This is a genomic window from Mesorhizobium sp. CNPSo 4670 (assembly GCF_057784235.1).
This window is the reverse complement of record NZ_JBWJFQ010000012.1, coordinates 115,599-136,357: the sequence shown is the minus strand read 5'-3', so window position 1 is coordinate 136,357 and position 20,759 is coordinate 115,599. Positions and strand designations below refer to the sequence as shown.

The following is a 20,759-nucleotide window of genomic DNA, read 5'->3' as shown; positions in this document are numbered from 1 at the left end:
GCGCCCGGAGCGCAGCGCCCTCGGCGTTGCGCGGAGCGGAGGGCGTGGGAGGTTCATGTGCACCCACGCGGGTAAGCCCGGGAGGGGGTCCGGCGGGCCATTCGGTTAACGTGGGGAATCAAACGGCCGCCAGTTATACACTGGCGGCCGTCCCTTTTTTTGGATCGTCGCCCCCAGCCCGATCACCAAGTCACGAAATGACGCTTTGGCCGGACCTTCTAGGTACGAGCAGAGATCGAGATTGGATGGTGCATAGTGAATAACCGTAGCCACCAACCGCCGTCTCGGAAGTCTGCGGCTTATTCAACGACGGCGAAAAGGGACCATTCACCAGGCACCCCCTTTAACGAGTACATGCCTTGGTCAATGAACCCGATCCCCGAGCCGACAACCAGGTCTTTGACCGTATTGGACACCAGGATACTGCCCGGCGACGCATTGCTGCAGATGCGTGACGCAACATGCACCGCGAGCCCACTCAGATCGGTCTCGCGCCGCTCGCATTCACCGGTATGCAGTCCAGCGCGCACGGTGAGGCCGAGACGCGACAGTTCCTGTATGATTGCCCGCGCGCACTGGATAGCCCGGGTTGGCCCGGTGAAAGCCAAAACGAAGCCATCGCCCGTGCGGTTGACTTCCTGGCCACCGAAGTTCTTCAGCTCTCGTCGCACGACACCGTCATGCGCTTGCAGAGTCTCCTTCCATTTGAGGTCTCCGATTGCCGCGAGCTTTTCGGTTGATCCAACAATATCGGTCACGAGCACGGTCAGGAGGACCCGCTCGGAGGGCGGATTATTTCGGGTTCCAGTCAGGAACTCCTGCACTTCACCTACCAGTCGTTCCTGGTCACCCCACCACGGTAAGTGATCGTCGCCGGGAAGCACGACCAACTTGGCGCCTGGAATATGATCGGCAAGATATTGGGCTTCGGGGACAGAATGCCAGCGGTCTCCGCTGCGATGCAGCACTAGAGTAGGCACCTGAACACTCGGCAAAACACCGCGTATATCGACTTCAAAACTCAGATCGTTGAGCGCTCGAACTGCACCCGGACTTGCGGAATAGCGAAGATAGGCGCCGAACCATGAGCGCGCCGCCTCATCCTTTGCCATGCTCGGCGCAGCCTGGTCGAGCTCAAAAGGCTCACCCCAATTCTCTTCCATGAGCGTGTTCCACGCGTCACGATCCTCTAGCGTTATGCCCCACGGATAGTCAGGCGCCCAGCTTTGGCGAGCATAGCTCCCGCAGAGAATAAGCGCGGCCGTACGTTCGGGATGAGTTGCGGCGAACATTGCCGCCATGTAGCCCCCCTCGGACACGCCAAGGAGGGCTGCCCGTTCCGACCCGGCAGCATCCATGACCGCCCGGATATCATCCACTCGCTCTTCGAGCGTCGCGGGCCCGACATCTCGATCGGATAGACCCACGCCCCGACGATCGAACCTGATCAAGCGCGAGAAATTGGCGAGACGCCTGAAGAACCGCGCATAGTCGGGACTTTCCCATGCATACTCCAAATGGGAGACCCAACCTTGCGCATAGACAAGATCGATTGGCCCGTCACCAAGGACCTGATAGGCGATCGATAGATTGCCGCACTTCGCGTACTGGGTGCGTGGAGCCATGGCGGTTCGAATCCCGGAAACGAAGCCAATCTCAACCGTGGACTGGAGATATGCGATCAAGCACCGTTGAGCCTGCTTCGGACGCCACAATCAGGCCACCAATGGTAGCACGTGGCCAAGTTCCTAACCTTAGCAATCTGCATGCGGTTCATGCGTGCGTTTGAACAGATCTCGCGGCAAGGAGCAGTTAATCTCCCACATTAGCAGAATGGCCGGGGGGCGGGGGGAGGGTTTTGTCAGCTGCGGTTTTTGAAACGCCAACTGGTGTTGCCGGTCTCGATGATGTCGCAGTGATGGGTTAGTCGATCGAGCATGGCGGTGGTCATCTTGGCGTCCCCGAACACCTGGGGCCAATCGGCGAAGGCGAGGTTGGTGGTGATCAGCAGGGAGGTGTTTTCATAGAGCTTGCTGATCAGGTGGAACAGCAACTGGCCGCCAGGCTGGCTGAACGGCAGATAGCCGAGCTCGTCGATGACGATGAGATCGTGGCGCAGCAGCTTCTCGGCCAAGCGCCCACTGCCGCCGGCGGCCTTCTCCTGCTCAAGCTGGTCGACGAGATCGACGAGGTTGAAGAACCGCCCTCTGGCGCGTGTTCGTAGCGGGGATTGTTCTCGCCGCAGTGCTGAAACCCCAATCCGGTCCAGCTCGCATGCGGAGCAATGATTAGTCGTTCTGGATGTCCGTTTGGGGCAGAGCCGGTATCGAGGGCGACGGCTACTGACCCCTAAGGTCGACTTGACCAATCACAGGGCCGACGACATTGTGGACGTGCAATTCGTAGCCAAGTGGTCGTGTGGCAATGGATTTTCGCGACGCCATCGATAGATCGCTGGCCTGGGCCGGCGGATGGTTCGACTATGCCGCCACGCCGTGGTCTGTCTATCAGGCCGCCATCATCGTCTCGCTCTTTCTGGTGGCGAAGCTCGCGGCGCTGCGGGTCGAGCCGCTGGTCGAAAACCAGGCACGCCAGATCAAGGGCCATCCCGGACTGCTGAGGGTCGTCATCGCGCTGTTGCGGCGCACCGACTGGATCCTTTTCACGGTTCTGCTGTTTGCCGCGCTCAACATTTTGCGCGCAATCACCTGGCCGAGCCGCACCTATCTCCTGCTCGTCGTGCTGTTGCTCTCGCTGGCGTGGCTGTTCGCGGCCGTGCTGTCTCGCATCATCCGCAACCGCCTCGTCGCGCGCACGCTCGGCTGGCTGGCCTGGATCTCCGCGGCCCTTGTCATCCTCGGCGTAGGTGACGAGGCGGCCGCCTTCCTCGACAGCCTCGCAATCCCTCTGGGCGCGGTTCGCGTTTCGGCGCTCATGGTACTGAAGGCGGCGCTGCTCTTGGTCGCCACCGTCTGGCTTGCGGTGGTCACCGGCAATTACATCGATGAGCGCGTCCGCATGTCCGAGGAGCTGACGCCGTCGATCCGCGTCCTCGTAGGCAAGGTCGCAAAGATCGGCCTCGTGCTGGTGGCCGGCGCCGTCGCACTCTCCGCCGTCGGCCTCGACCTGACGGCGCTGACGGTGTTTTCCGGCGCCGTCGGCGTCGGTCTCGCTTTCGGGCTGCAGAAGGTCGTCTCGAATTTCGTCTCCGGCGTCATCATCCTGCTCGACAAGTCGATCAAGCCGGGCGACACCATTTCGCTGGAAGGCACCTTCGGCTGGATCCGCGAATTGCGGGCACGATTCGTCTCGGTGGTGACACGCGACGGCCGCGAATTCCTGATCCCCAACGAGGACTTCATCACCCAGAGGGTCATCAACTGGTCGTTCAGCGACAACCTCGTGCGGCTCGATGTGAACTTCGGCGTCTCCTATGATGCCGATCCCCACAAGGTCAGCGAACTGGCGATAGAGGCCGCGATCAGCGTCGGCCGGGTCGAGGCCGACCGGCGGCCGGTCTGCTGGCTGACCGACTTCGGCGACTCCTCGCTGAATTTCGTCTTGCGCTTCTGGATCCGCGACCCCCAGCAAGGCCTGACCAACGTGCGCGGCAAGGTACTGCTGGCCCTGTGGGACATATTCAAGGCAAACGGCATAAGCATCCCCTATCCGCACCGCGAGATCATCATGAAGCCGGCGGACGGGCGCTGAGGGTGCGGGAGCGCTGCTCGCCGGCAAGGGTGGGGTGAAAAGATCATCGGCGCCGACGGCCTGCCGGTGGCATCAAGGCAGTAGCCAGGGTGGCTGGGCGGCGACCCAATGACTGCTTCGCGCCTCATGTCGGCCATTGATTTGATCTTTGCTGTTGCCCGATAGCAGACGTTGCCAGCGACCCCGCTGGACATCGTCGTTGTGTCACAAACGGACATTCACATCGCCGTCGCCGCTTCGATCCGTTCGGCGACCATTTCCTGCAGGCGCCAGAGAAGGCGGTCGTCTGCCCCCGCCCGTTCGAGATGCTTGACGGTATTGTGCAGGTACTCTGCCATCGACCCCCAGTAGCCCACCGCCGTCGCGAGTGTGTCAGCGATTACCTCGACCGATAGTCCACCGATGTAAGCTTCGCTTTTGCGATCCATCGTGAACGCGTGGTGCGAAGCGGTCCAGTGGCGGTCAGGACGTTCACCCAACGGGGCGGGAACGGTGACGGCCTGGTCAGCATCTCACGGCGCAGTAGCTTGTCGAGATTGGCCTCGACAGCGTCTGGCGGCAGACGCTGGACAATACCCTTGCATGTCCCGCCGCGGTCGAGCGCCAACATGAGGCCCGGTCGCTCATTTGTTCCGCGGAAACGGCGATCCCACCCGAGACAGAATGAGCGGTGCCAGCCCCGCGCAACACCGACCCGCTGCTCGACGATATAGAATGCAGTCGAATTTTATTGCTTCAGCTCCGACCGTAGCGCGGACACGATGTACAGCCCGCTGCACACCTCGGCGCGCCTTGGCCGCTGTATTAGGCTTGGGCTCGCGCTCCGGGCCTCGTGCTGGCGTCCCTCGTAGGGCTACTCTCCGCTTCTAGCGTGGCGCCAGGTCCATGACGAGATCGTTGGTCATCTTGACGGCGGCTTCGAACGCCGCCGCATTGAACTCGTTCATCACGAAAAAGGCGCCCACGCCGCGGGTCGGCGCTATGGCGACATAGCTGAACGTCCCTTGTAAGCCGCCGCTCTTCTCAAGGATCAAAGGACGGTTGTCATCAGGCAAGGTAATCACCCATCCTAGCCCCATCGCGTCCATCGGCCCGCCATCGTCAAGCCCTACGACCGACTTCAGCCCGTCTCGATAGAGAAAGGCGGCGTGATTCATGAGGCGCAGTTCCGCATTGGCTGCCGAGGGCTTGGTGTCTACATGCCAAGCGATCCAACGCAGCATGTCGTTCGCAGTCGAGTAGAGGCCGCCCGCGCATTCGATGCTCACCGGCGTCGGCGCCCTCGGCATGGCGCTCCCATCGAAAAAATGGCCTTGCATCAGCCGCGCCTTGTCACCGGGCCGAGGGTTGAAGACGGTGTCCTTCATACCGATAGGGTCGAGTATGCGCTCCTTTAGCAGCTCGGCATAGGGCTTGCCCGCAACGTTGGCGAGTGCGGCGCCGAGCAGGTCGTAGCCGAAGTTGGAGTAGAGCACGGAGGTGCCGGGCGCAAAGAGTAGCGGGTTCTCTTTCAGAGCCGCGATCTGCGCCTCCCGAGTGTTTAGCGAGAAGGGATCATCGGGTGGCGCGACGGGCGTCGGTAGCTCGCGCGGCAGGCCGGACGATTGTGTGGCTAGATCGATGATCCGCAGCTCCCGCGCGTCTATCCGTGGCAGCTCGACGTCATAGCCCAGCCGATCTTGAAGCGCGTCGGTGAGCTTGAGCCTGCCCTCGATGGCGAGGGCGGAAAGCACCCCGCCGCAGAAGACCTTGCTCACCGAGCCGATGCGGAACATCGTGTCGCGGTCCGGCTCCTTGCCGGTTCCATCGGCGATCTCGCCAAAACCGGCGAAAGCGCTCTCGCCGTTGCGCACGGCGCCCACCACCAAGCCGGGGACCTTGGTGGTGAGATTGAGGATCGTACCGTGAAACTGAAGGGCTTCTGCAAGCAGTCTATCCTCGGCCTGTGTCGGCGAGGAAAGTATGATCGCCGCAAGGGCTGGCACGGCCGAAGCTATCGGTCGGCATAAACGTGACAGGCACATCAGTCTTATCCTTCTCCTGGGACGCCATGAAACCTAACACGGTGTAACAACAGCAAATAGCCATCCGGACAGGTTCGAGAAATGCCGGCGACGGTTGAACCGCTATCCACGAGTGGATCATAGGAACGGGGTCGAGCCGGCGGTCGAGGGCGCTGACAAGCTCGGCGAGACCCTGTGGAAGCTCTGGCGATATCATCCCTAGGGGCCGCCGCCTGGATGTCGGGCGTCTGTGCCTCAGATCAATTTCGCCGCTTCCTGAAAGCAGCATCGTCGGCACCACGATGCGCCAGAAGTCGACATTCAGGTTTCAGGCGGCCGCACGAAGGTTCGCCTTCTTTTGAGATTTGGCAACTGACGGCTCCTCCCTCAGTTCACGACCGAAAACTCGAAAATTTGCCAGGGCTGATAGAAAATGTATTCGTTCTTTTCCTCGAAGGAGCCTGCGGGATTGCGGTAGACGACCGCACAAGTCCTCAGCTCAGCCGCGAGGGAAAAACACATGGTGTCCCCCTCGATCCAGGTCGGCCCGGAATCCGACCAATCGCCGATCTTGACGTTTATCTGGCCAGTCTCGGCGTCGGTGTGCGACCAGCCGGGAAGATTAGTTCCGAGCTGCCGGCTTATCGTTTCGTGACCATATATGAGCTTTCTGATCTCGGCCCCGGTCAGTCGGTCCTTCGACTTGGGATCGAGGCCGAAGGGTAGTTCGATCATGCTCCCCCTGCGCAGGCCGTCCTGTACGCGTTCGGTGTCGGCGAAGTTCTTGAACGGGAAAAGTCCCTGCATCCTGAGGATCGAAAGCGTTCCGTCTTTCGTGTCGACTGGATAGGTCTTGAGCTTGGCCATGGCGTTCGCGGCATCGGCGCTGCGCCCGAGGTGGCCATAGGTGGCAATCGACATCACAAGACCGCTATATGTGGACCAATAGTCGGGGGACTTCGGGTCCATGGCCTCGAAGGAAGTGACGGCTTCGGCGAAGCGGTCCATGTTGAACTGGGCCAATCCCGACAGGTAGCGGCGGAAGATGGTCCAGCCGGGATCGACGCGCATAGCCGTGTCGAGGAAGACCAAGCTGTCGGCGGCGCGGCCGTTGTAGATCAACGCCAGGCTCATCTCCAGGTAGTTATCGGGATCGCTCGGATCGAGTGCGATGGCGCGTTGGACATTGGCCACGGACTCGTCCGACTGCTGCCGCCAAAGCTGGAAGTCGGCAAGGACACGGTAATAGGCGGACGAAGGATGCTTCGCCGCCTCGTCGAGATAGCCACGGGTCTTAGATAGGGTTTCGTCATGCGATAGGCCTAGGGCCTTTTCCTTGGCATTGTTGCCGGCTGCATCCCAATGCAGATAAGCAAGCTCGGCAGTGGCTCGACCGAAATCCGGCTCAAGGGCAAGCGCCTGGCGGAAAAACGTGGCCGCCTTCGCGATGTCCTCGGGCGTGCCGCGATACTCGAGCTCAAGGCCTTGGAGGAAAGCCTCATAGGCCGCCGAATTGCCGGTGCCGCCGGCGATCTCGGCAGTGCGCGGTCCTTCCACCAGACGCAGCTTGAGCGCCGTGGCGATTTCGCCGACGATCTTGTCCTGCAAGGCGAAAACATCGGTCCAGGCGCCATCGTAGCGTTCGGCCCAGATATGGCCGCCGGTTGAGGAATCGATCAGTTGGGCGTTGACGCGCATATCCTCGCCACCGCGCCGTAGACTGCCTTCGAGGATGTAGCGCATACCCAGTTCCTTGGCGATCTGGGCGGGCTGCGTGGCCTTGTCCCTGTATGCGAAAGCGGCATTGCGCGAGATCACGAACAGGCCAGGCACGCGAGCAAGCTCGGTTGTCAAATCCTCGGTGATGCCGTCAGCGAGGTAACCCTGTTCCTTGTCGTCGCTGAGATTGTCGAAGGGAAGCACGACGAGTGAAGCCTTGCCATCCAATGCCGCCGGTTTGGTGGCAATGACGTCGACGGAAGCAGTTTCGCGCAACATAAGCCAGGCGCCTGCGACCAGAAGCAGGATTCCAGCCATGGCCGCCATCCACGGCCAAACGCGTTTGGCTTCCATCGCAGCGGTCCGTCCCTGCGGCACGCCGTCGAGCTTGACGCGGAAAGCCAACACGGGTTCGACGATGTTCTTGACCTTCTGCTCTCCCATCGGCTCGAAGCCGAAGGCGAGCTTCTTCTCGACTTCCTTGGCCACCTTGCCCGACACGCAAATGCCGCCGGGATCAGCCAGCTGTTCGAGCCGTGCTGCGATATTGACCCCCTCACCAAAACGGTCTTCGCCCTCGACGATCACCTCGCCGAGATTGATGCCGATGCGCACCAGGACGCGCTGGCCCTGTGGAATGTCGGCATTGCGTTCCGCCAGCCCGCGCTGCAGGCTGACCGCGCATTCTACTGCATCGACGACCGAGCCGAACTCGGCCAGCATCCCGTCGCCCATCAGCTTGAATATGTGCCCGTGATGTCGCGCGATCTCGGGCTCGAACAGCTCTTTCCGGCCCGCCGTCAGCCGCTCATGGGTTCCTTTCTCGTCGCGCTCCATGAGCGCCGAGTAGCCGACGACATCGGCGGCGAGGATGGCTGCCAGCTTGCGGTCCATCGGGTCTTAGGTCCCGGGGTGGACAGTCTACATACCAGAAAATGGGACAACCGGCACTATGAGAAGATCTCACTAGGTCCCAGCTGACGCTTGCGAAGGGTCCGCCTTGGGCCTTGGTTGTGTCAAAACGTGTCACACAGCCAGGGCCAATAGCCGAAGTTGCGGGCGTTCTTATCGCTGTCATTTTGGATGCGAATGTGCTCGAGACAGGCGGATAGGGATCACTGGCTCGAAGGCTTCCGGAAGAGCGGTATCAACGTCTGAAATACGGTGAATTTCCCGACACGGCAGAGTCCGTTGGGTCAAACGATGTCGATGCACTCAAGGATCCTCAAGGTGCGCTTCCGACACTCCCGACACTCGCAGCTGCCCGTCCGCTTGCGGCCCAAGTGAGACGTTAGACCCTAGATTGTTCATGGCGCAAATGAGATAGACACCGGCCACCGCATTTCGCTGTTAGCAACACGTCGATTGCCGGACATGGCGATGTCGCGTATTGGCCAGAGAGCGAAAGTCCAACCTTAAGGCTGTGAACATCAGCAATGCGCCGCATCTCGGACGTAGAGGTCAGCCTCGCCGCTTCACGAAAGCGGACATGCGTGCGACCACTTGCAGGTCGTGATTACGCCAGGATCGGGCGTTTCCCCTTGCCGGATTGCAGGCAGTCGATCGGCTCGCATTCTAACCGGCATCCTTCAGTAGCCCGGCCGAAATGCAGACTGTGGACTGACCTGCATGCTCCATTTCGAAGCCGACCGTTTAATGAGCTAAGCTCCAAGCCATTCCATTCGAGCAAGTCGCCGTTGACAAGGGTGCGCCTGCTCGTGTTCTATTCCGCAAGCGCACACTTTCCCGCGTAACAAATCGCGTCCGGCAAGGCCGGGCAAGGGCAGCATGGCCCCGCCGCGTCTCATGGAGCATGGGATGCGTGTGGGGCCTTTGTTTTTTGAGGTCCTGGTGAAGACGTTCAGGGTCGGTATCCTCTATTCGACCACCGGCCCCTACGGGGCGATCGGCCGCGATTGCCGCGCCGGCGCCGAGTTCGCCATCGAGGAACTCGAGAAAGCCGGCAGCCCCGTGCGCATTGAGCCGGTGTTCGGCGATCCCGCTGGACAGCCGGAGCGCTATCTCGATCTGATCCGTTCGATGCTGCGCGACGAGGGCTGCCGCAGTGTCATCGGCACCATCACCTCGCTGTCGCGCAAGGACGTCATCCCGCTGGTCGAGAAATACGACGGGCTGCTCTGGTACATTTGCCCCTATGAAGGTTTCGAGGCCAACGAAAACGTCATCTACACAGGCGCCTGTCCCAACCAGCATCTAATACCGCTGTTCGACTATATGCTGCCGCGCCACGGCAAGCGCGTCTATCTCGCCGGCGCCAACTATGTCTGGGGCTGGGAGATGAATAGGCTGGCGCGCGAGCTTCTCATGCGCGCCGGCGGCGAGGTGCTCGGCGAGCGCTGTCTGCCGATCGAGGAGACCGATGTCGGCCTACTGATCGCCGATCTGGAGCGCCACCGGCCGGACTTCATCCTCAACAACATGATCGGCCCGTCGAGCTATGCCTTCCTTGCCGCTGTCAAGCGGCTGGGCGAGCGCAATCGCGCCTTCGCGCCGGAACGCTGCCCGGTGTTGAGCTGCGACCTGACGGAATGCGAGCTGGGTGAGATCGAGCCGGGCGTGGCCGTCGGCCAGCTCTCGACAGCCTCCTATTTCGAAAGCCTGGCGTCGTTCGAGAATCGCAGCTTTAAGCAACGCGTCGCCGCCCGCTTCGGCCCCGGGCGTCGCGTCTCCAGCTTCTTCGCCGGCGCCTACGCAGCCGTGAAGCTTTGCGCCGAAGCGGTGTCGGAGGCCGATCGCGACGACCCCGCCAGCGTACGCGGCTTCCTGCATGCCCGGCCGCGGCAAACCGTGCTCGGGGCGCTCGCCATCGATCCGCGCACCAATCATGCCGCCTTACCTTTCCATCTTGGCCGCATTAACGAGCGCTCCGGCTTCGACATCATCGCCTCGCATGGCGCCATCGCCGCCGACCCTTATCTCGTCGGCACGCTGCCTATCCAGCACGCCCCGCATCTGAGGGTGGTGCAATGACGCGGACGCCGAATTTCGTTTCCTGGCGCGCCGCAATCCTGCATCGCGCCGACGACAACATCGAGCGCGTGAAGCGGCAGCTCGAACGGCTGGGCGTCACCGTTCTGGTGCAGTGGAAGCCGCTCGATCTTGCCGAAACGCCGGCCGATCTCGTCCTCGTCGACGCCGACCAAGGCTGGAACGATCTTCTGCCATGGGATGGCGACGACGCGCCGGTTCCGGTGGTTGCGCTCCTGGGTTCCGAAGCGCCGGGCCGCATCGCCTGGGCGCTTGCGAAGGGCGCCGGCGCGATCATGGCAAAGCCGGTTGTCGCCTCCTCGGTCTACCCGGCGCTGGTGCTCGCCACGCACGCCCACCACGAACGCACGGCTGTGCGGGCGCGCATTGCCGGCCTGGAGGAGCGCCTGCGGTTACGGCCGATCGTCTACGACGCCATGCGCTCCATCATGGCCGCGCAGGGCACGGATGAGGCCGGCGCCTATCGCATCCTGTGCCACCTCGCAATGCAGCGCCGGCTCACCGTCGAGCACGTCGCCGCCGCCATCGTCGCCGGGCACGAGCCCGTGCCGCGGGCTATGTAGGCGCCGCATGCGGGTCCTGCGCGAACTTGTCAGACGGCCTTCCGCCTTGTTCGGGCTGATCGTGGTCGTGATCGTTTTGCTGGCGGCGATCTTCGCGCCGTGGATCGTGCACTTCTCGCCGGACAACCAGCTCACCGACGGCCTGTCGCTCGAAGGCGCGCCGCTGCCACCCAGCGGCGAGCATTTGTTCGGCACCGACACGCTCGGCCGCGATCTCCTCTCGCGCGTGCTGTTCGGCGCCCGCACGTCGCTGATCATCGGTCTCGTCGCCAATGGCGTCGCCGTTGCGATCGGGCTTCTGGTCGGGCTGCTCGCTGGCTATTTGCGCGGCACTGTCGGCAATTTGCTGATGCGCTTCACCGACCTGATGATGGCATTCCCGGCTCTGCTGCTAGCCATCGCGCTCGCGGCGCTGCTCAAGCCCAGCCTGTGGATCGTCGCGATGGTGATCGCCCTGGTCAACTGGGTGCAGGTCGCCCGCATTGTGTACACCGAAACGCGCGGCCTGGTGGAACGCGACTTCATCGTCGCCGAGCGTTCGCTCGGCGCCGGCAACTGCCGCATCATCTTTCTGCACATCCTTCCGCATCTGATGCCGACGGCAATCGTCTGGGGCACGCTCGGCATCGCCACCACGGTGCTTTTGGAAGCGACCTTGTCCTTTCTCGGCATCGGCGTGCAGCCGCCACAGCCCTCCTGGGGCAACATCATCTTCGAAAGCCAGAGCTATTTCCAGGATGCGCCCTGGCTGGTGTTCATTCCCGGCGCGATCATCCTTGCCACAGCCTTGTCTTTCAACCTGATCGGCGACGCGTTGCGCGACATCCTTGACCCGACGCAGCGCGGGAGGCTGTGACGATGGCCGTCTTCCTCGCTCGCCGTCTCGTCCAGGCCATGCTGATCCTGCTCGGCGTCGCCGCCATCACTTTCCTTCTGCTCTACTACCTGCCGGCCGACCCCGCCGTCCTGATCGCCGGCCGCTCCGCGACGCCGCAGATGGTGGCCGCCATCCGGCATGAGCTCGGCCTCGACCAGCCCTTGGTCATGCAGTTCCTGCACTATGTCGGCTCCTTGCTGCATGGCGATCTCGGCCGCTCCTATACGCAGAAGACCGAGGTGCTGCCGCTGATCCTGGCGCGCCTGCCGGCGACGCTGGTGCTCATGGCCGCCGGCATCCTCGTCGAGGTGGCACTTGGTCTGACCTTCGGCATCATCGCGGCGGTTTGGCGCGGCGGTTTCGTCGACCGCTCAATCATGATGCTGTCCTTCGTCGGCGTCTCGTCGCCGCAATTCGTCGTCGCACTGCTGCTTTTATACGTCTTTGCCGCCACGCTAGGCTGGTTCCCGATGTCCGGTTTCGGCACCGCGCGGCATGTCGTGCTGCCGGCGCTGACGCTCGGCGTGCTCGGCGCCGGATGGTACGCGCGCATGGTGCGCTCGGCCATGATCGAGGTGCTGCGTCAGGACTATGTGCGCACGGCCCACGCCAAGGGTCTCAGCGGCCGCCGCGTCGTGCTGAACCACGCGCTGCCCAACGCGCTTTTGCCGATTATCGCCATGGTCGGCATCGACATCGGCCAGTTCATGAGCGGCGTGGTGGTGGTCGAGGCCGTCTATGGCTGGCCCGGCATCGGCCAACTCGCTTGGCAGGCCATCCAGCAAGTCGACGTGCCCATCATCATGGGCGTCACCCTGGTCTCGGCGCTGGCCATCGTGCTCGGCAACCTGCTTGCCGACTTCGTCGCGCCATTCGTCGACCCGCGCATCCGCAGCCAATAACCAACAAAACCAACAGAGGAGTGAACTCATGAATAAATTCGCCAAAAGAATCGGCCTGGCGGCCTTGCTCGCCACCTCGGCCCTAGTGCCGGCAAAGCTTGCTTTCGCTGACACGCCGACCAATGGCGGCGACATCATCGTCACCTACAAGGACGACATCGCCACGCTCGACCCGGCCGTCGGTTATGACTGGCAGAACTGGTCCATGATCAACGCGCTGTTCTCGCGCCTGGTCGACTACAAGCCGGGCACGACGGAACTCGGGCCGGCGCTTGCCGACAGCTACGACGTCTCCGACGACGGCAAGATCTACACATTCAAACTGCATCCCGGCGTCAAGTTCACCAACGGCCGCGAGGTGACGGCGGCGGACGTGAAATGGTCGATCGAGCGCGCGGTCAACCCGAAGACGCAAGGGCCGGGCGCCGGCTTCTTCCACTCCATCGTCGGCGCCGACAAGATGACCGCCGGCACCGGCGACAGGATGGACGGCATCACCGCGGTCGACGACCACACCGTCAAGTTCACGCTGTCCCAGCCCGACGCTACCTTTCTCAACGTGCTGGCGCTGAACTTCGCTTCGGTCGTGCCGAAAGAGGCGGTGGAAGCCGCCAATGGCGACTTCGGCAAGCACCCTATCGGCAGTGGCGCCTTCACGTTGAAGGAATGGACGATCGGCCAGCGCCTCGTCTTCCAGAAGAACCCCGACTATTTCGTCAAGGACCGGCCGCATGTCGATAGCTTCACCATCGAGGTCGGCCAAGAACCGCTGGTGGCGCTGCTGCGCCTGCAGAAGGGCGAGGTCGATATCGCCGGCGACGGCATCCCGCCGGCGAAATACCTCGAGATGAAGAAGTCGGCCGAGTTCGAGGGCATGATCGTCGACCGCCAGCAGCTCGAGACCAGCTATGTCACCTTGAACACCCATGTGAAGCCCTTCGACAATGCCAAGGTGCGGCAGGCCGTCAACATGGCCATCAACAAGGACCGCATCGTGCGCATCATCAACGGCCGCGCCACGCCGGCCAGCCAAGTGCTGCCGCCGCTGATGCCGGGCTATGACCAGAGCTACAAGGGCTACGCCTACGACGCCGAAAAGGCCAAGGCGCTGCTTGCCGAAGCCGGGTTGAAGGACGGTTTCTCGACGCAGATCTACACCTCCAACACCGATCCGCAGCCGCGTATCACCCAGGCGATCCAGCAGGACCTGGCGGCGATCGGCGTCAAGGCCGAGATCAAGGCGGTGGCCAACCCGAACGTGATTGCCGCCGGCGGCACGCAGGGACAGGCGCCGATGGTCTGGTCCGGTGGCCTCGGCTGGATCGCCGACTTCCCGGATCCGTCCGACTTCTACGGGCCGATCCTCGGCTGCGGCAGTGCGGTCGCCGGCGGCTGGAACTGGTCGTGGTACTGCAACAAGGACATCGACGCCCGCGGCCAGGCCGCCGACGCCATGCCGGTGCCGGCCAAGGCCGAGGAGCGCAACAAGGCCTGGGCGCAGATCTTCACCGACATCCAGACCAATGACGCGCCCTGGATCCCGGTCTTCAACGAGCGCCGCGTGGTGGCCAAGTCCAAGCGCATGGGCGGCCCGGACGAGATCTACATCGATCCGACCCGCGTCATCGATTACGAAGCGATCTACGTGAACAAATAGACCGCTCCCCGGCGGCGGGCGTTCGGCCGCCGCCGGGACCTTTCCATGATGCCCGCCCAAACGGGAGGCGGCTTGCCCAAGACAAACGAGAAGCAACCATGTGCGTGAAGTGCGACTACACCATCCATCGCGCCAGCCATCATTTCGGCTGGAACCGTGATTTTGAGCCGGCGCTGACGGCCAGGCCGGGTTCAACCATCCACTTCGAATGTCTCGATTCCTCAGGCGGGCAGTTCAACGCCAGCTCTACGGTCGAGCATGTCAAGACGATGAATTTCGGCAAGGTCAATCCGGTGACCGGACCGGTCTATGTCGAAGGCGCAAAGCCAGGCGATGCGCTGAAGATCACGCTGCGCCATTTCGAACCTTCGGGCCTCGGCTGGACCGCCAACATTCCGGGCTTCGGCCTGCTTGCCGACCAGTTCAAGGAGCCGGCGCTGCACATCTGGAAATATGACGCCGCCTCGATGACGCCGGCGCTCTATGGCCCAGGTGGCCGCGTGCCGCTGAAACCCTTCGCCGGCACGATCGGCGTAGCACCTGCCGAACCCGGCCTACACTCGGTGGTGCCGCCGCGCCGTGTCGGCGGCAATCTCGATATCCGCGACCTGGCGGCCGGCACCAGGCTTTATCTGCCCGTCGAGGTCGAGGGCGCGCTGTTTTCAATCGGCGACACCCACGCCGCCCAGGGCGACGGCGAGGTCTGCGGCACCGCCATCGAGAGCCGCATGGATGTCGAGGCGACGATCGAGCTCGTTAAGGACGCGCGACTGCAAAGCCCGCGCTTCACCACGCCGGGGCCAGTGACCCGCCATCTCGACGCGGCCGGCTATGAGGCCACCACCGGCATCGCGCCGGACCTGATGACCGCTGCGCGCGAAAGCGTCATGCGCATGGTCGATCTGCTCGCGGCCGAGCATGGGCTTAAGCCCGTCGACGCCTACATGCTTTGTTCGGTCTGCGGCGACCTGCGCATCAGCGAGATCGTCGACATGCCGAACTGGGTGGTCTCGTTCTATTTCCCCAGAATCGTCTTCAACTGATGCCGGACGGTTCTGGGCAGGAGCAGGATGCCGTCCTGACCGTCGACAATCTGTCGGTGGATGCGCTGACACCTGAAGGCGCCAGGCGCGTCATCGACGACATCAGCTTTGCCTTGGCGCCGGGCGAGACATTGTGCATCGCCGGCGAGTCCGGCTCGGGCAAGTCGGTGACGGCGCTTTCGATCATGCGCCTGTTGCCGCGCACTTCGCTGCGCATCGCCGGCGGCGACATCAGGCTTGAACGCCAGAGCTTGCCGCGCCTGTCAGAGCGCGCCATGCGCGACGTGCGGGGCGGCGAGATCGCCATGATCTTCCAGGAGCCGATGACCTCGCTCAACCCGGTCCACTCGATCGGCGCGCAGCTGACCGAGGCGATCCGGACCCATCAGGGCGCGGAAGGCGCCAGCGTTGAAAATCGTGCCCGCGATATGCTGGACGTCGTGCACATCAGCGACCCGGCGCGGCGCATGAAGCAATACCCACACGAACTCTCCGGCGGCATGCGCCAGCGCGTTATGATCGCCATGGCGCTTTCGTGCCGGCCGAAGGTGCTCTTGGCCGACGAGCCGACGACAGCGCTCGACGTTACCGTGCAGGCGCAAATCCTGAAACTTATGCGGGAGCTGAAGCGGGAGTTCGGCACCTCAATTATCCTCATCACCCACGACATGGGCGTCGTCGCTGAAATGGCCGACCGAGTGGCCGTCATGCGCGATGGGCGGATCGTCGAGGCAGCATCCGTGCTCGACATCTTCGAGCGGCCGCAAGCCGACTACACGCGCGAATTGCTCGCGGCCGTGCCGCGCCTCGGTGCATTCGCAGGGACTGACACGCCGCCTCGGGTCACGGCCACCGCTCCGCGACCTGTACAAAACGGCGCCACTCCGGTGCTTGCGGTCAAGAACCTTGTCGTCGACTACGGCGCTTCCTCCAATGTCTTCCGCCGCCGCGCCTCGGAGGCACCGGCGGTGCAGGACGTCTCGTTCGACATAATGCCGGGTCAGACGCTCGGACTCGTCGGCGAAAGCGGGTCCGGCAAGTCCACTACCGGCAAGGCTGTGCTCGGCCTTGTCCCTTTCATTGGTTCGGTGACTGTCGGCGGCACGTCCATCCAGGGTCTCTCCGCCAGCTCGATGAGGCCGGTGCGGCGCGCCGCGCAGATGATCTTTCAGGATCCCTACGCCTCGCTCGACCCGCGCATGACGGTCGGTGCGGCAATTGCCGAGCCGCTCGCCATTCATAGCATCGGCACCAAGAGCGAGCGGCGCGAGCGAGTGGCCTCGCTTCTCGGGCGCGTGGGGCTCGCCGCCGATCATGCCTCGCGCTATCCGCACGAATTTTCCGGCGGCCAGCGCCAGCGCATCTGTATCGCCAGGGCGCTAGCGCTCGAACCAAAGCTGATCGTCGCCGACGAGAGTGTTGCCGCGCTTGACGTGTCGGTGCGGGCGCGCGTGCTCGACCTGATGCTGGAGCTGCAGGAGACGCTCGGGATTGCCTATCTCTTCATCTCGCACGACATGGCGGTGGTCGAGCGCATGAGCCATGATGTCGCCGTCATGCGTGCCGGCCGCATCGTCGAAGCTGGCCCGCGCCGCTCAGTGTTGTCCTCGCCACGCGAGGCCTACACACGCGAGTTGATCGCCGCCGTGCCCATTCCGGCCCCACGCGTCGCAGACCCACAGAGGTAGCGTGTTCAAGTGCCATGAGTGTGGGTACCTCGCGTTCTCGTGCCTTGAAGAGGCCAGCCACCGTTAGCGCAGCGGTCGGCGTTTTCGAAAAGCCGCATTTGCACAGTGCTTTACGACAAAGGCTAGTTCCGCACCGCGAAAGTGGTCGGCGTTGCAATGATCCGGCAGCATCGCCGGCCATTTTTGCCAGTATTGTTACGGAAAAAAACCGCCACGGGTGCGACCATGCGGCGGGCTTTCGATGCGAGCGGCTACATTCCTCAGTACGGCGAAGGATGATCTGGAGATCGAAGCGGCCGGTTGGGAGCGTAGACAAGCAGCTGCAGCCGTCATGTATCTGGCGGCCAAGGAACTCAACTCCCCATGAGGAATTAGCGGTTGGAAACGCCCGCTGGTAACCGCTCCGAATCGTGGCGCGTAGCCCTTGAAAAAATGCCAGCGCTTCACAAATTCTTTCACGCCGCGTTGCGGCCATTCATCAAACTGGAGCCGGGTTGCCGGCCAAGAGCTAAGGAGGTCACTATGCTTGCGAAGCCTTTTGAAAAGCCCGTCCGCGTATGGGTCGGTCTTGGCTTCCCTCGTCAACTCAACACCGTGGCCGATGCATATCAGTTCGTCACGGAATGGTGCGGAAACAGTCCTGAGCAAAGGGCCGCGATACGCGCCTGTAAGGCAGCGCTGACCGGTGACGTCGACGCCGAGACAGCTCGTGGGGTGCTTATCGCCTTCGCTCGCAGGAAAGACATCCTGTTCGAAGGAGAAAATACTCTCCCGTATGAAACCAGCGACTATGATCCGACGGTCCAGCACTGAGCCGATTGTGGGGAGCGCTGGATGAGGTTCAGGGTTGTACAGGAACCGTCAGGAACGTGGGCGGTGTTCGATGAGATTTTCGGTCTGCCGGCCGATTTCGCGGGTCGAACCTTGATCGGGCTGCCGCGCGATGAAGCTTATCGTCTCGCGGCAAATGCCAACCATGGGGTCTTGAGATGGAGGTCAGCGTTGACCTCACAGGGTGCGAGTCCATAGCTCATGTCAGAGGAACAAACCTTCGGTGGCAGGCGAGAGCTCGGTGTACGGGCTCAGCTGCCTTACACGGCTGTGCCCAAGCATGAATTGACGTTCATCATGAAGCTCGGGCTTCTCGATCGTGAGCAGACTCTTGCCCTGGTGAAAAAGCATCAGGGTGATCGAGAGAAAATATATGCTGACCTGGCTGCGCGAAAGAAGTAGCGCCCACAGGGGTATTGAAAGACGCAACTCTCTTGGCAGTCGGAGCGGCATTTTGCCCCTCATCGCCCCGGCTGTGAAGCCCCGCGCAGTCAGGCGTATTCCGCCGCTGCTTCAGAATAGCATCCTCAAGCAGCGCCGTGGTCTTGTTCGGGATCCCTTTGGGCCGGCCTGGGCCAGGGCCTTTCAGGTTTTTGGTATTTTTTTAACAAGTGCGGGCATTCTCTCTCGCCGACGGTATCAGCGGCCCCGGTTGGGCCGGCTGTCTGTGTTGGTTTGCAGGTGGGCTAGTAGCGGCGAGGAACAAGCCGGCTCCTGGAGGTTAAGATATTAGCGGAGGGTCATATGCTCGCGGCTGTATGCTCGGTGTTGGCTGCCAGGAATAACGAAGCCGAAATCATTGGTGTGATTGACCTCGCGAGCAAAACGGAAGTCAAGCTCGGCACCACTCGCCTCGGGAACGCCATCCAGTTCGTCGCCAATGCAGCGGTGCTTGGATATGACGTCCGGGCAGCGATGGTATTCTATGGCAAACCGGGTACGCCAAGCCTGAGGGCAAACGACTGCGAGCAGCTGTGGGCGCAGTATGGTGCTACCCTGCTGGATCATAGGCGCAAGAATGAACCCTACATAAATGCGGGCGGTGTAGAGGTTCTAGTATGGGACCAAGATGGTGGCACGTTCACCTTGACCGTTTCGCAAGAAGCCTTGGAGGACTACGCTTCTCGTAACGGCCTTACAGGCGACACCATGACGACCTTCTATGCCGCATTCCCTACGGTAATGGCGGTCGCGGACAAGCTACACGCGCTTTACGGGAAGCCAAGGAAGGTCCTTGTGAAAACCAAGGACCTAAACGGCTAAAATCAGTCTTTTAGACGCGTGCGGGGCAACTTCCCGTTCATAGACACGTTAGGCCTCCAGCTAACGGAGGAAAGTCATGGACGACGATCTGCGCCTGAAATTGAAGGAACTCAGCACCAGCATGCAAACCAGGGCGGATGAACTCGCCTTGCCCGGCGGCAACACCGATATCTCCGCGCTGATGTCGGGCATTGCAGTGACCCTTGAAGCGCTGTTGGTGATGGCCGAAGAGAGCAGGACCCCACGGTCTGGACCGTCTGTCGAGCCTGTGACTTCGTTGTCCTGACAGGCTGGTAGGAGGTCAGTATGACTGATGTTATTGTGACCACGATTGACGGAAGACAGCATCTCGGCCAGAGCGAAAATGCACCATTGGAAAGCCTTGTGGATCAGCTCAGCTCAAAAGGACACTTCGAGCTCGTCGTCGTTTCGGCAGAATTAGGCGCTCCTGGCAGCGAAACCAGCACCGTCTTCTTCAAGCACGGGATCATATCGATCAGTGAAAGAAAACCGGAAGCTGTGATCGCACCAAGTCCGCCACTTGCTGGTTAAAAGACGAATGCGAGCTGACCCGTCTCGCTCGGGCGATATCGACGGCCATCCGCTTCTTGTTCGCCTCGCGAACGTATTCGTCGGTCACTGTCATCGAGGAATGGCCCATTGCCTCCATGATTGCGCGCGCTTGGATGTTGCACTCTGCCAGATAAGTGCCGAACGTGCGGCGAAGACCATGCAGGGTGTATCCTTGGGGAATGTCAGCCTGCTTGTTCCTGTGTGCGATCATACCGGTAAAGCTTTTTTCCGTGTATGGGCGCCCATAGGCATTCTTCAGCACGACGCCGCCTTCCGACCGATCCAGCGGCGCCAAGGCCTGGGCCAGCTTGTCCACGATGGGAATGAACATCTCGCGGCCACCGTGGCGGTTGCGATTCTTTCGGTGCCGGAAGTCGAAGGCCTCGATCACCTCCACTGAGCCGTCGAAATGTTCTATTTCCTCGACCACGAGATGCTCCCAATCGAGCGCCGCGACGTCCCCACGCCGATTGCCGAGCCAGAAGCCAGCGCATAGCAGGTACGCGCGGCCGTTCCGATCGGGTGCCGTGCCTCGAATCTCTCACGGATCGTAATTGGCCAAGCCGGATTGGCTGTGGACTTGGGTATGCGGACACGGATCGACAATGACGGGTCGTCCTGCGGCTTGATCCATTTCTCGACATGAATCGCCACCCATAGAAGCTTCTTGATCGCTATCAGGATGTGTTTTGCGACAGTCCTGTTGGTCGCGAAAATACCCTCTACAATGACGCGGAGTCGGTCGGCATCGAGATGTTCCACCGGGGTATCGCGCCACTTGGTGAGCGCGACGAGTAGTTGTGGAACCTAGCGCGCCTAGTCCGATGCGGGAGTCTTGCGCTCTCAGTCGCCGGCTCATGTATTAGCAGCCGACAATATGCCAACGGTACGCCTAATCTGCGTAGGTTGCGAGCGCAAAA

General features: G+C 62.0%; 20 protein-coding genes and 1 pseudogene. 12 read left to right on the top strand and 9 right to left on the bottom strand.

The window, feature by feature from the left end; all coding sequences use genetic code 11:
* Positions 1–299 precede the first annotated feature (299 nt).
* Together AC0ZT5_RS20650 and AC0ZT5_RS20645 are read right to left on the bottom strand one after the other, a co-directional pair.
* Complete coding sequence (locus AC0ZT5_RS20650) at positions 300–1,685, bottom strand: adenylate/guanylate cyclase domain-containing protein (RefSeq protein ID WP_488497919.1); 1,386 nt, start codon at positions 1,683–1,685, stop codon at positions 300–302.
* Positions 1,686–1,861: 176 nt separating this feature from the next.
* Positions 1,862–2,215, bottom strand: a pseudogene (locus AC0ZT5_RS20645) (ATP-binding protein); the annotation flags it as partial.
* Positions 2,216–2,424: 209 nt separating this feature from the next.
* Here AC0ZT5_RS20645 and AC0ZT5_RS20640 point away from each other — a divergent pair.
* On the top strand, positions 2,425–3,711 hold the full coding sequence (locus AC0ZT5_RS20640) for a mechanosensitive ion channel family protein (protein WP_488497918.1): 1,287 nt from the start codon (positions 2,425–2,427) through the stop codon (positions 3,709–3,711).
* Positions 3,712–3,929: 218 nt separating this feature from the next.
* Here the strand turns inward: AC0ZT5_RS20640 and AC0ZT5_RS20635 are convergent, their stop codons facing one another.
* From AC0ZT5_RS20635 to AC0ZT5_RS20620, 4 genes are all read right to left on the bottom strand, one after another.
* On the bottom strand, positions 3,930–4,190 hold the full coding sequence (locus AC0ZT5_RS20635) for a gamma-glutamylcyclotransferase (protein WP_488497917.1): 261 nt from the start codon (positions 4,188–4,190) through the stop codon (positions 3,930–3,932).
* On the bottom strand, positions 4,091–4,420 hold the full coding sequence (locus tag AC0ZT5_RS20630) for a gamma-glutamylcyclotransferase (protein ID WP_488497981.1): 330 nt from the start codon (positions 4,418–4,420) through the stop codon (positions 4,091–4,093). The genes AC0ZT5_RS20635 and AC0ZT5_RS20630 overlap by 100 nt, the downstream gene beginning before the upstream one ends.
* Positions 4,421–4,577: 157 nt before the next feature.
* Positions 4,578–5,735 carry a D-alanyl-D-alanine-carboxypeptidase/endopeptidase AmpH gene (gene ampH, locus AC0ZT5_RS20625; RefSeq protein WP_488497916.1) on the bottom strand — a complete coding sequence of 386 codons (1,158 nt, stop codon included), beginning with the start codon at positions 5,733–5,735 and terminating at the stop codon, positions 4,578–4,580.
* A 366-nt stretch (positions 5,736–6,101) separates the two neighbouring features.
* Positions 6,102–8,327 (bottom strand): adenylate/guanylate cyclase domain-containing protein, encoded by a 2,226-nt coding sequence (locus AC0ZT5_RS20620; protein ID WP_488497915.1) that lies wholly within the window; start codon positions 8,325–8,327, stop codon positions 6,102–6,104.
* 957 nt (positions 8,328–9,284) lie between these two features.
* On the opposite strand from AC0ZT5_RS20620, the gene AC0ZT5_RS20615 reads away from it, so the two are divergent.
* From AC0ZT5_RS20615 to AC0ZT5_RS20580, 8 genes are all read left to right on the top strand, one after another.
* The gene (locus AC0ZT5_RS20615; protein ID WP_488497914.1) at positions 9,285–10,424 is read left to right on the top strand and encodes a transporter substrate-binding domain-containing protein; all 1,140 of its coding nucleotides are present in this window, start codon (positions 9,285–9,287) and stop codon (positions 10,422–10,424) included.
* Positions 10,421–11,005 (top strand): ANTAR domain-containing response regulator, encoded by a 585-nt coding sequence (locus tag AC0ZT5_RS20610; RefSeq protein ID WP_488497913.1) that lies wholly within the window; start codon positions 10,421–10,423, stop codon positions 11,003–11,005. Before AC0ZT5_RS20615 ends, AC0ZT5_RS20610 begins: the two co-directional genes overlap by 4 nt.
* A gap of 7 nt (positions 11,006–11,012) precedes the next feature.
* Positions 11,013–11,861 carry an ABC transporter permease gene (locus tag AC0ZT5_RS20605; protein WP_488497912.1) on the top strand — a complete coding sequence of 283 codons (849 nt, stop codon included), beginning with the start codon at positions 11,013–11,015 and terminating at the stop codon, positions 11,859–11,861.
* A gap of 2 nt (positions 11,862–11,863) precedes the next feature.
* Positions 11,864–12,784: an ABC transporter permease gene (locus AC0ZT5_RS20600; protein ID WP_488497911.1), complete on the top strand. Its 921-nt coding sequence runs from the start codon at positions 11,864–11,866 to the stop codon at positions 12,782–12,784.
* A 28-nt stretch (positions 12,785–12,812) separates the two neighbouring features.
* Positions 12,813–14,441 (top strand): ABC transporter substrate-binding protein, encoded by a 1,629-nt coding sequence (locus AC0ZT5_RS20595; protein ID WP_488497910.1) that lies wholly within the window; start codon positions 12,813–12,815, stop codon positions 14,439–14,441.
* 98 nt (positions 14,442–14,539) lie between these two features.
* On the top strand, positions 14,540–15,484 hold the full coding sequence (locus AC0ZT5_RS20590; protein ID WP_488497909.1) for an acetamidase/formamidase family protein: 945 nt from the start codon (positions 14,540–14,542) through the stop codon (positions 15,482–15,484).
* Complete coding sequence (locus AC0ZT5_RS20585; RefSeq protein WP_488497908.1) at positions 15,484–17,172, top strand: ABC transporter ATP-binding protein; 1,689 nt, start codon at positions 15,484–15,486, stop codon at positions 17,170–17,172. Before AC0ZT5_RS20590 ends, AC0ZT5_RS20585 begins: the two co-directional genes overlap by 1 nt.
* Positions 17,173–17,694: 522 nt before the next feature.
* Positions 17,695–17,985, top strand: coding sequence for a DUF982 domain-containing protein (locus tag AC0ZT5_RS20580; RefSeq protein ID WP_477226488.1), 291 nt, complete (start codon positions 17,695–17,697; stop codon positions 17,983–17,985).
* Positions 17,986–18,207: 222 nt separating this feature from the next.
* On the opposite strand, the gene AC0ZT5_RS20575 is transcribed toward AC0ZT5_RS20580, so the two are convergent.
* Complete coding sequence (locus tag AC0ZT5_RS20575) at positions 18,208–18,456, bottom strand: hypothetical protein (protein ID WP_488497907.1); 249 nt, start codon at positions 18,454–18,456, stop codon at positions 18,208–18,210.
* Positions 18,457–18,747: 291 nt separating this feature from the next.
* On the opposite strand from AC0ZT5_RS20575, the gene AC0ZT5_RS20570 reads away from it, so the two are divergent.
* The 3 genes from AC0ZT5_RS20570 (at position 18,748) to AC0ZT5_RS20560 (ending at position 19,818) form a co-directional block, all read left to right on the top strand.
* Positions 18,748–19,266 carry a hypothetical protein gene (locus tag AC0ZT5_RS20570; protein ID WP_488497906.1) on the top strand — a complete coding sequence of 173 codons (519 nt, stop codon included), beginning with the start codon at positions 18,748–18,750 and terminating at the stop codon, positions 19,264–19,266.
* Between the two features lie 76 nt (positions 19,267–19,342).
* Positions 19,343–19,552, top strand: coding sequence for a hypothetical protein (locus AC0ZT5_RS20565; protein WP_488497905.1), 210 nt, complete (start codon positions 19,343–19,345; stop codon positions 19,550–19,552).
* Positions 19,553–19,572: 20 nt separating this feature from the next.
* Entirely contained in the window at positions 19,573–19,818 is a 246-nt protein-coding gene (locus AC0ZT5_RS20560) for a hypothetical protein (protein ID WP_488497904.1), read from the top strand.
* Here the strand turns inward: AC0ZT5_RS20560 and AC0ZT5_RS20555 are convergent.
* Both AC0ZT5_RS20555 and AC0ZT5_RS20550 read right to left on the bottom strand, forming a co-directional pair.
* On the bottom strand, positions 19,763–20,269 hold the full coding sequence (locus tag AC0ZT5_RS20555; protein ID WP_488497903.1) for a tyrosine-type recombinase/integrase: 507 nt from the start codon (positions 20,267–20,269) through the stop codon (positions 19,763–19,765). The two genes, AC0ZT5_RS20560 and AC0ZT5_RS20555, sit on opposite strands and share 56 nt — an antisense overlap.
* The gene (locus AC0ZT5_RS20550) at positions 20,254–20,601 is read right to left on the bottom strand and encodes a hypothetical protein (protein ID WP_488497902.1); all 348 of its coding nucleotides are present in this window, start codon (positions 20,599–20,601) and stop codon (positions 20,254–20,256) included. Before AC0ZT5_RS20550 ends, AC0ZT5_RS20555 begins: the two co-directional genes overlap by 16 nt.
* Positions 20,602–20,759 lie beyond the last annotated feature (158 nt).

What these genes read in the sequence shown, in the direction of transcription:
- AC0ZT5_RS20605 (WP_488497912.1), top strand. Translation starts at nt 11,013, where the DNA reads ATGCGGGTCCTGCGCGAACTTGTCAGACGGCCTTCCGCCTTGTTCGGG.
- AC0ZT5_RS20575 (WP_488497907.1), bottom strand. Translation starts at nt 18,456, where the DNA reads ATGCCGCTCCGACTGCCAAGAGAGTTGCGTCTTTCAATACCCCTGTGG.
- AC0ZT5_RS20595 (WP_488497910.1), top strand. Translation starts at nt 12,813, where the DNA reads ATGAATAAATTCGCCAAAAGAATCGGCCTGGCGGCCTTGCTCGCCACC.
- AC0ZT5_RS20620 (WP_488497915.1), bottom strand. Translation starts at nt 8,327, where the DNA reads ATGGACCGCAAGCTGGCAGCCATCCTCGCCGCCGATGTCGTCGGCTAC.
- AC0ZT5_RS20585 (WP_488497908.1), top strand. Translation starts at nt 15,484, where the DNA reads ATGCCGGACGGTTCTGGGCAGGAGCAGGATGCCGTCCTGACCGTCGAC.
- AC0ZT5_RS20600 (WP_488497911.1), top strand. Translation starts at nt 11,864, where the DNA reads ATGGCCGTCTTCCTCGCTCGCCGTCTCGTCCAGGCCATGCTGATCCTG.
- AC0ZT5_RS20590 (WP_488497909.1), top strand. Translation starts at nt 14,540, where the DNA reads ATGTGCGTGAAGTGCGACTACACCATCCATCGCGCCAGCCATCATTTC.
- AC0ZT5_RS20565 (WP_488497905.1), top strand. Translation starts at nt 19,343, where the DNA reads ATGGACGACGATCTGCGCCTGAAATTGAAGGAACTCAGCACCAGCATG.
- AC0ZT5_RS20560 (WP_488497904.1), top strand. Translation starts at nt 19,573, where the DNA reads ATGACTGATGTTATTGTGACCACGATTGACGGAAGACAGCATCTCGGC.
- AC0ZT5_RS20640 (WP_488497918.1), top strand. Translation starts at nt 2,425, where the DNA reads ATGGATTTTCGCGACGCCATCGATAGATCGCTGGCCTGGGCCGGCGGA.
- AC0ZT5_RS20610 (WP_488497913.1), top strand. Translation starts at nt 10,421, where the DNA reads ATGACGCGGACGCCGAATTTCGTTTCCTGGCGCGCCGCAATCCTGCAT.
- AC0ZT5_RS20570 (WP_488497906.1), top strand. Translation starts at nt 18,748, where the DNA reads ATGCTCGCGGCTGTATGCTCGGTGTTGGCTGCCAGGAATAACGAAGCC.
- ampH (WP_488497916.1), bottom strand. Translation starts at nt 5,735, where the DNA reads ATGTGCCTGTCACGTTTATGCCGACCGATAGCTTCGGCCGTGCCAGCC.
- AC0ZT5_RS20580 (WP_477226488.1), top strand. Translation starts at nt 17,695, where the DNA reads ATGCTTGCGAAGCCTTTTGAAAAGCCCGTCCGCGTATGGGTCGGTCTT.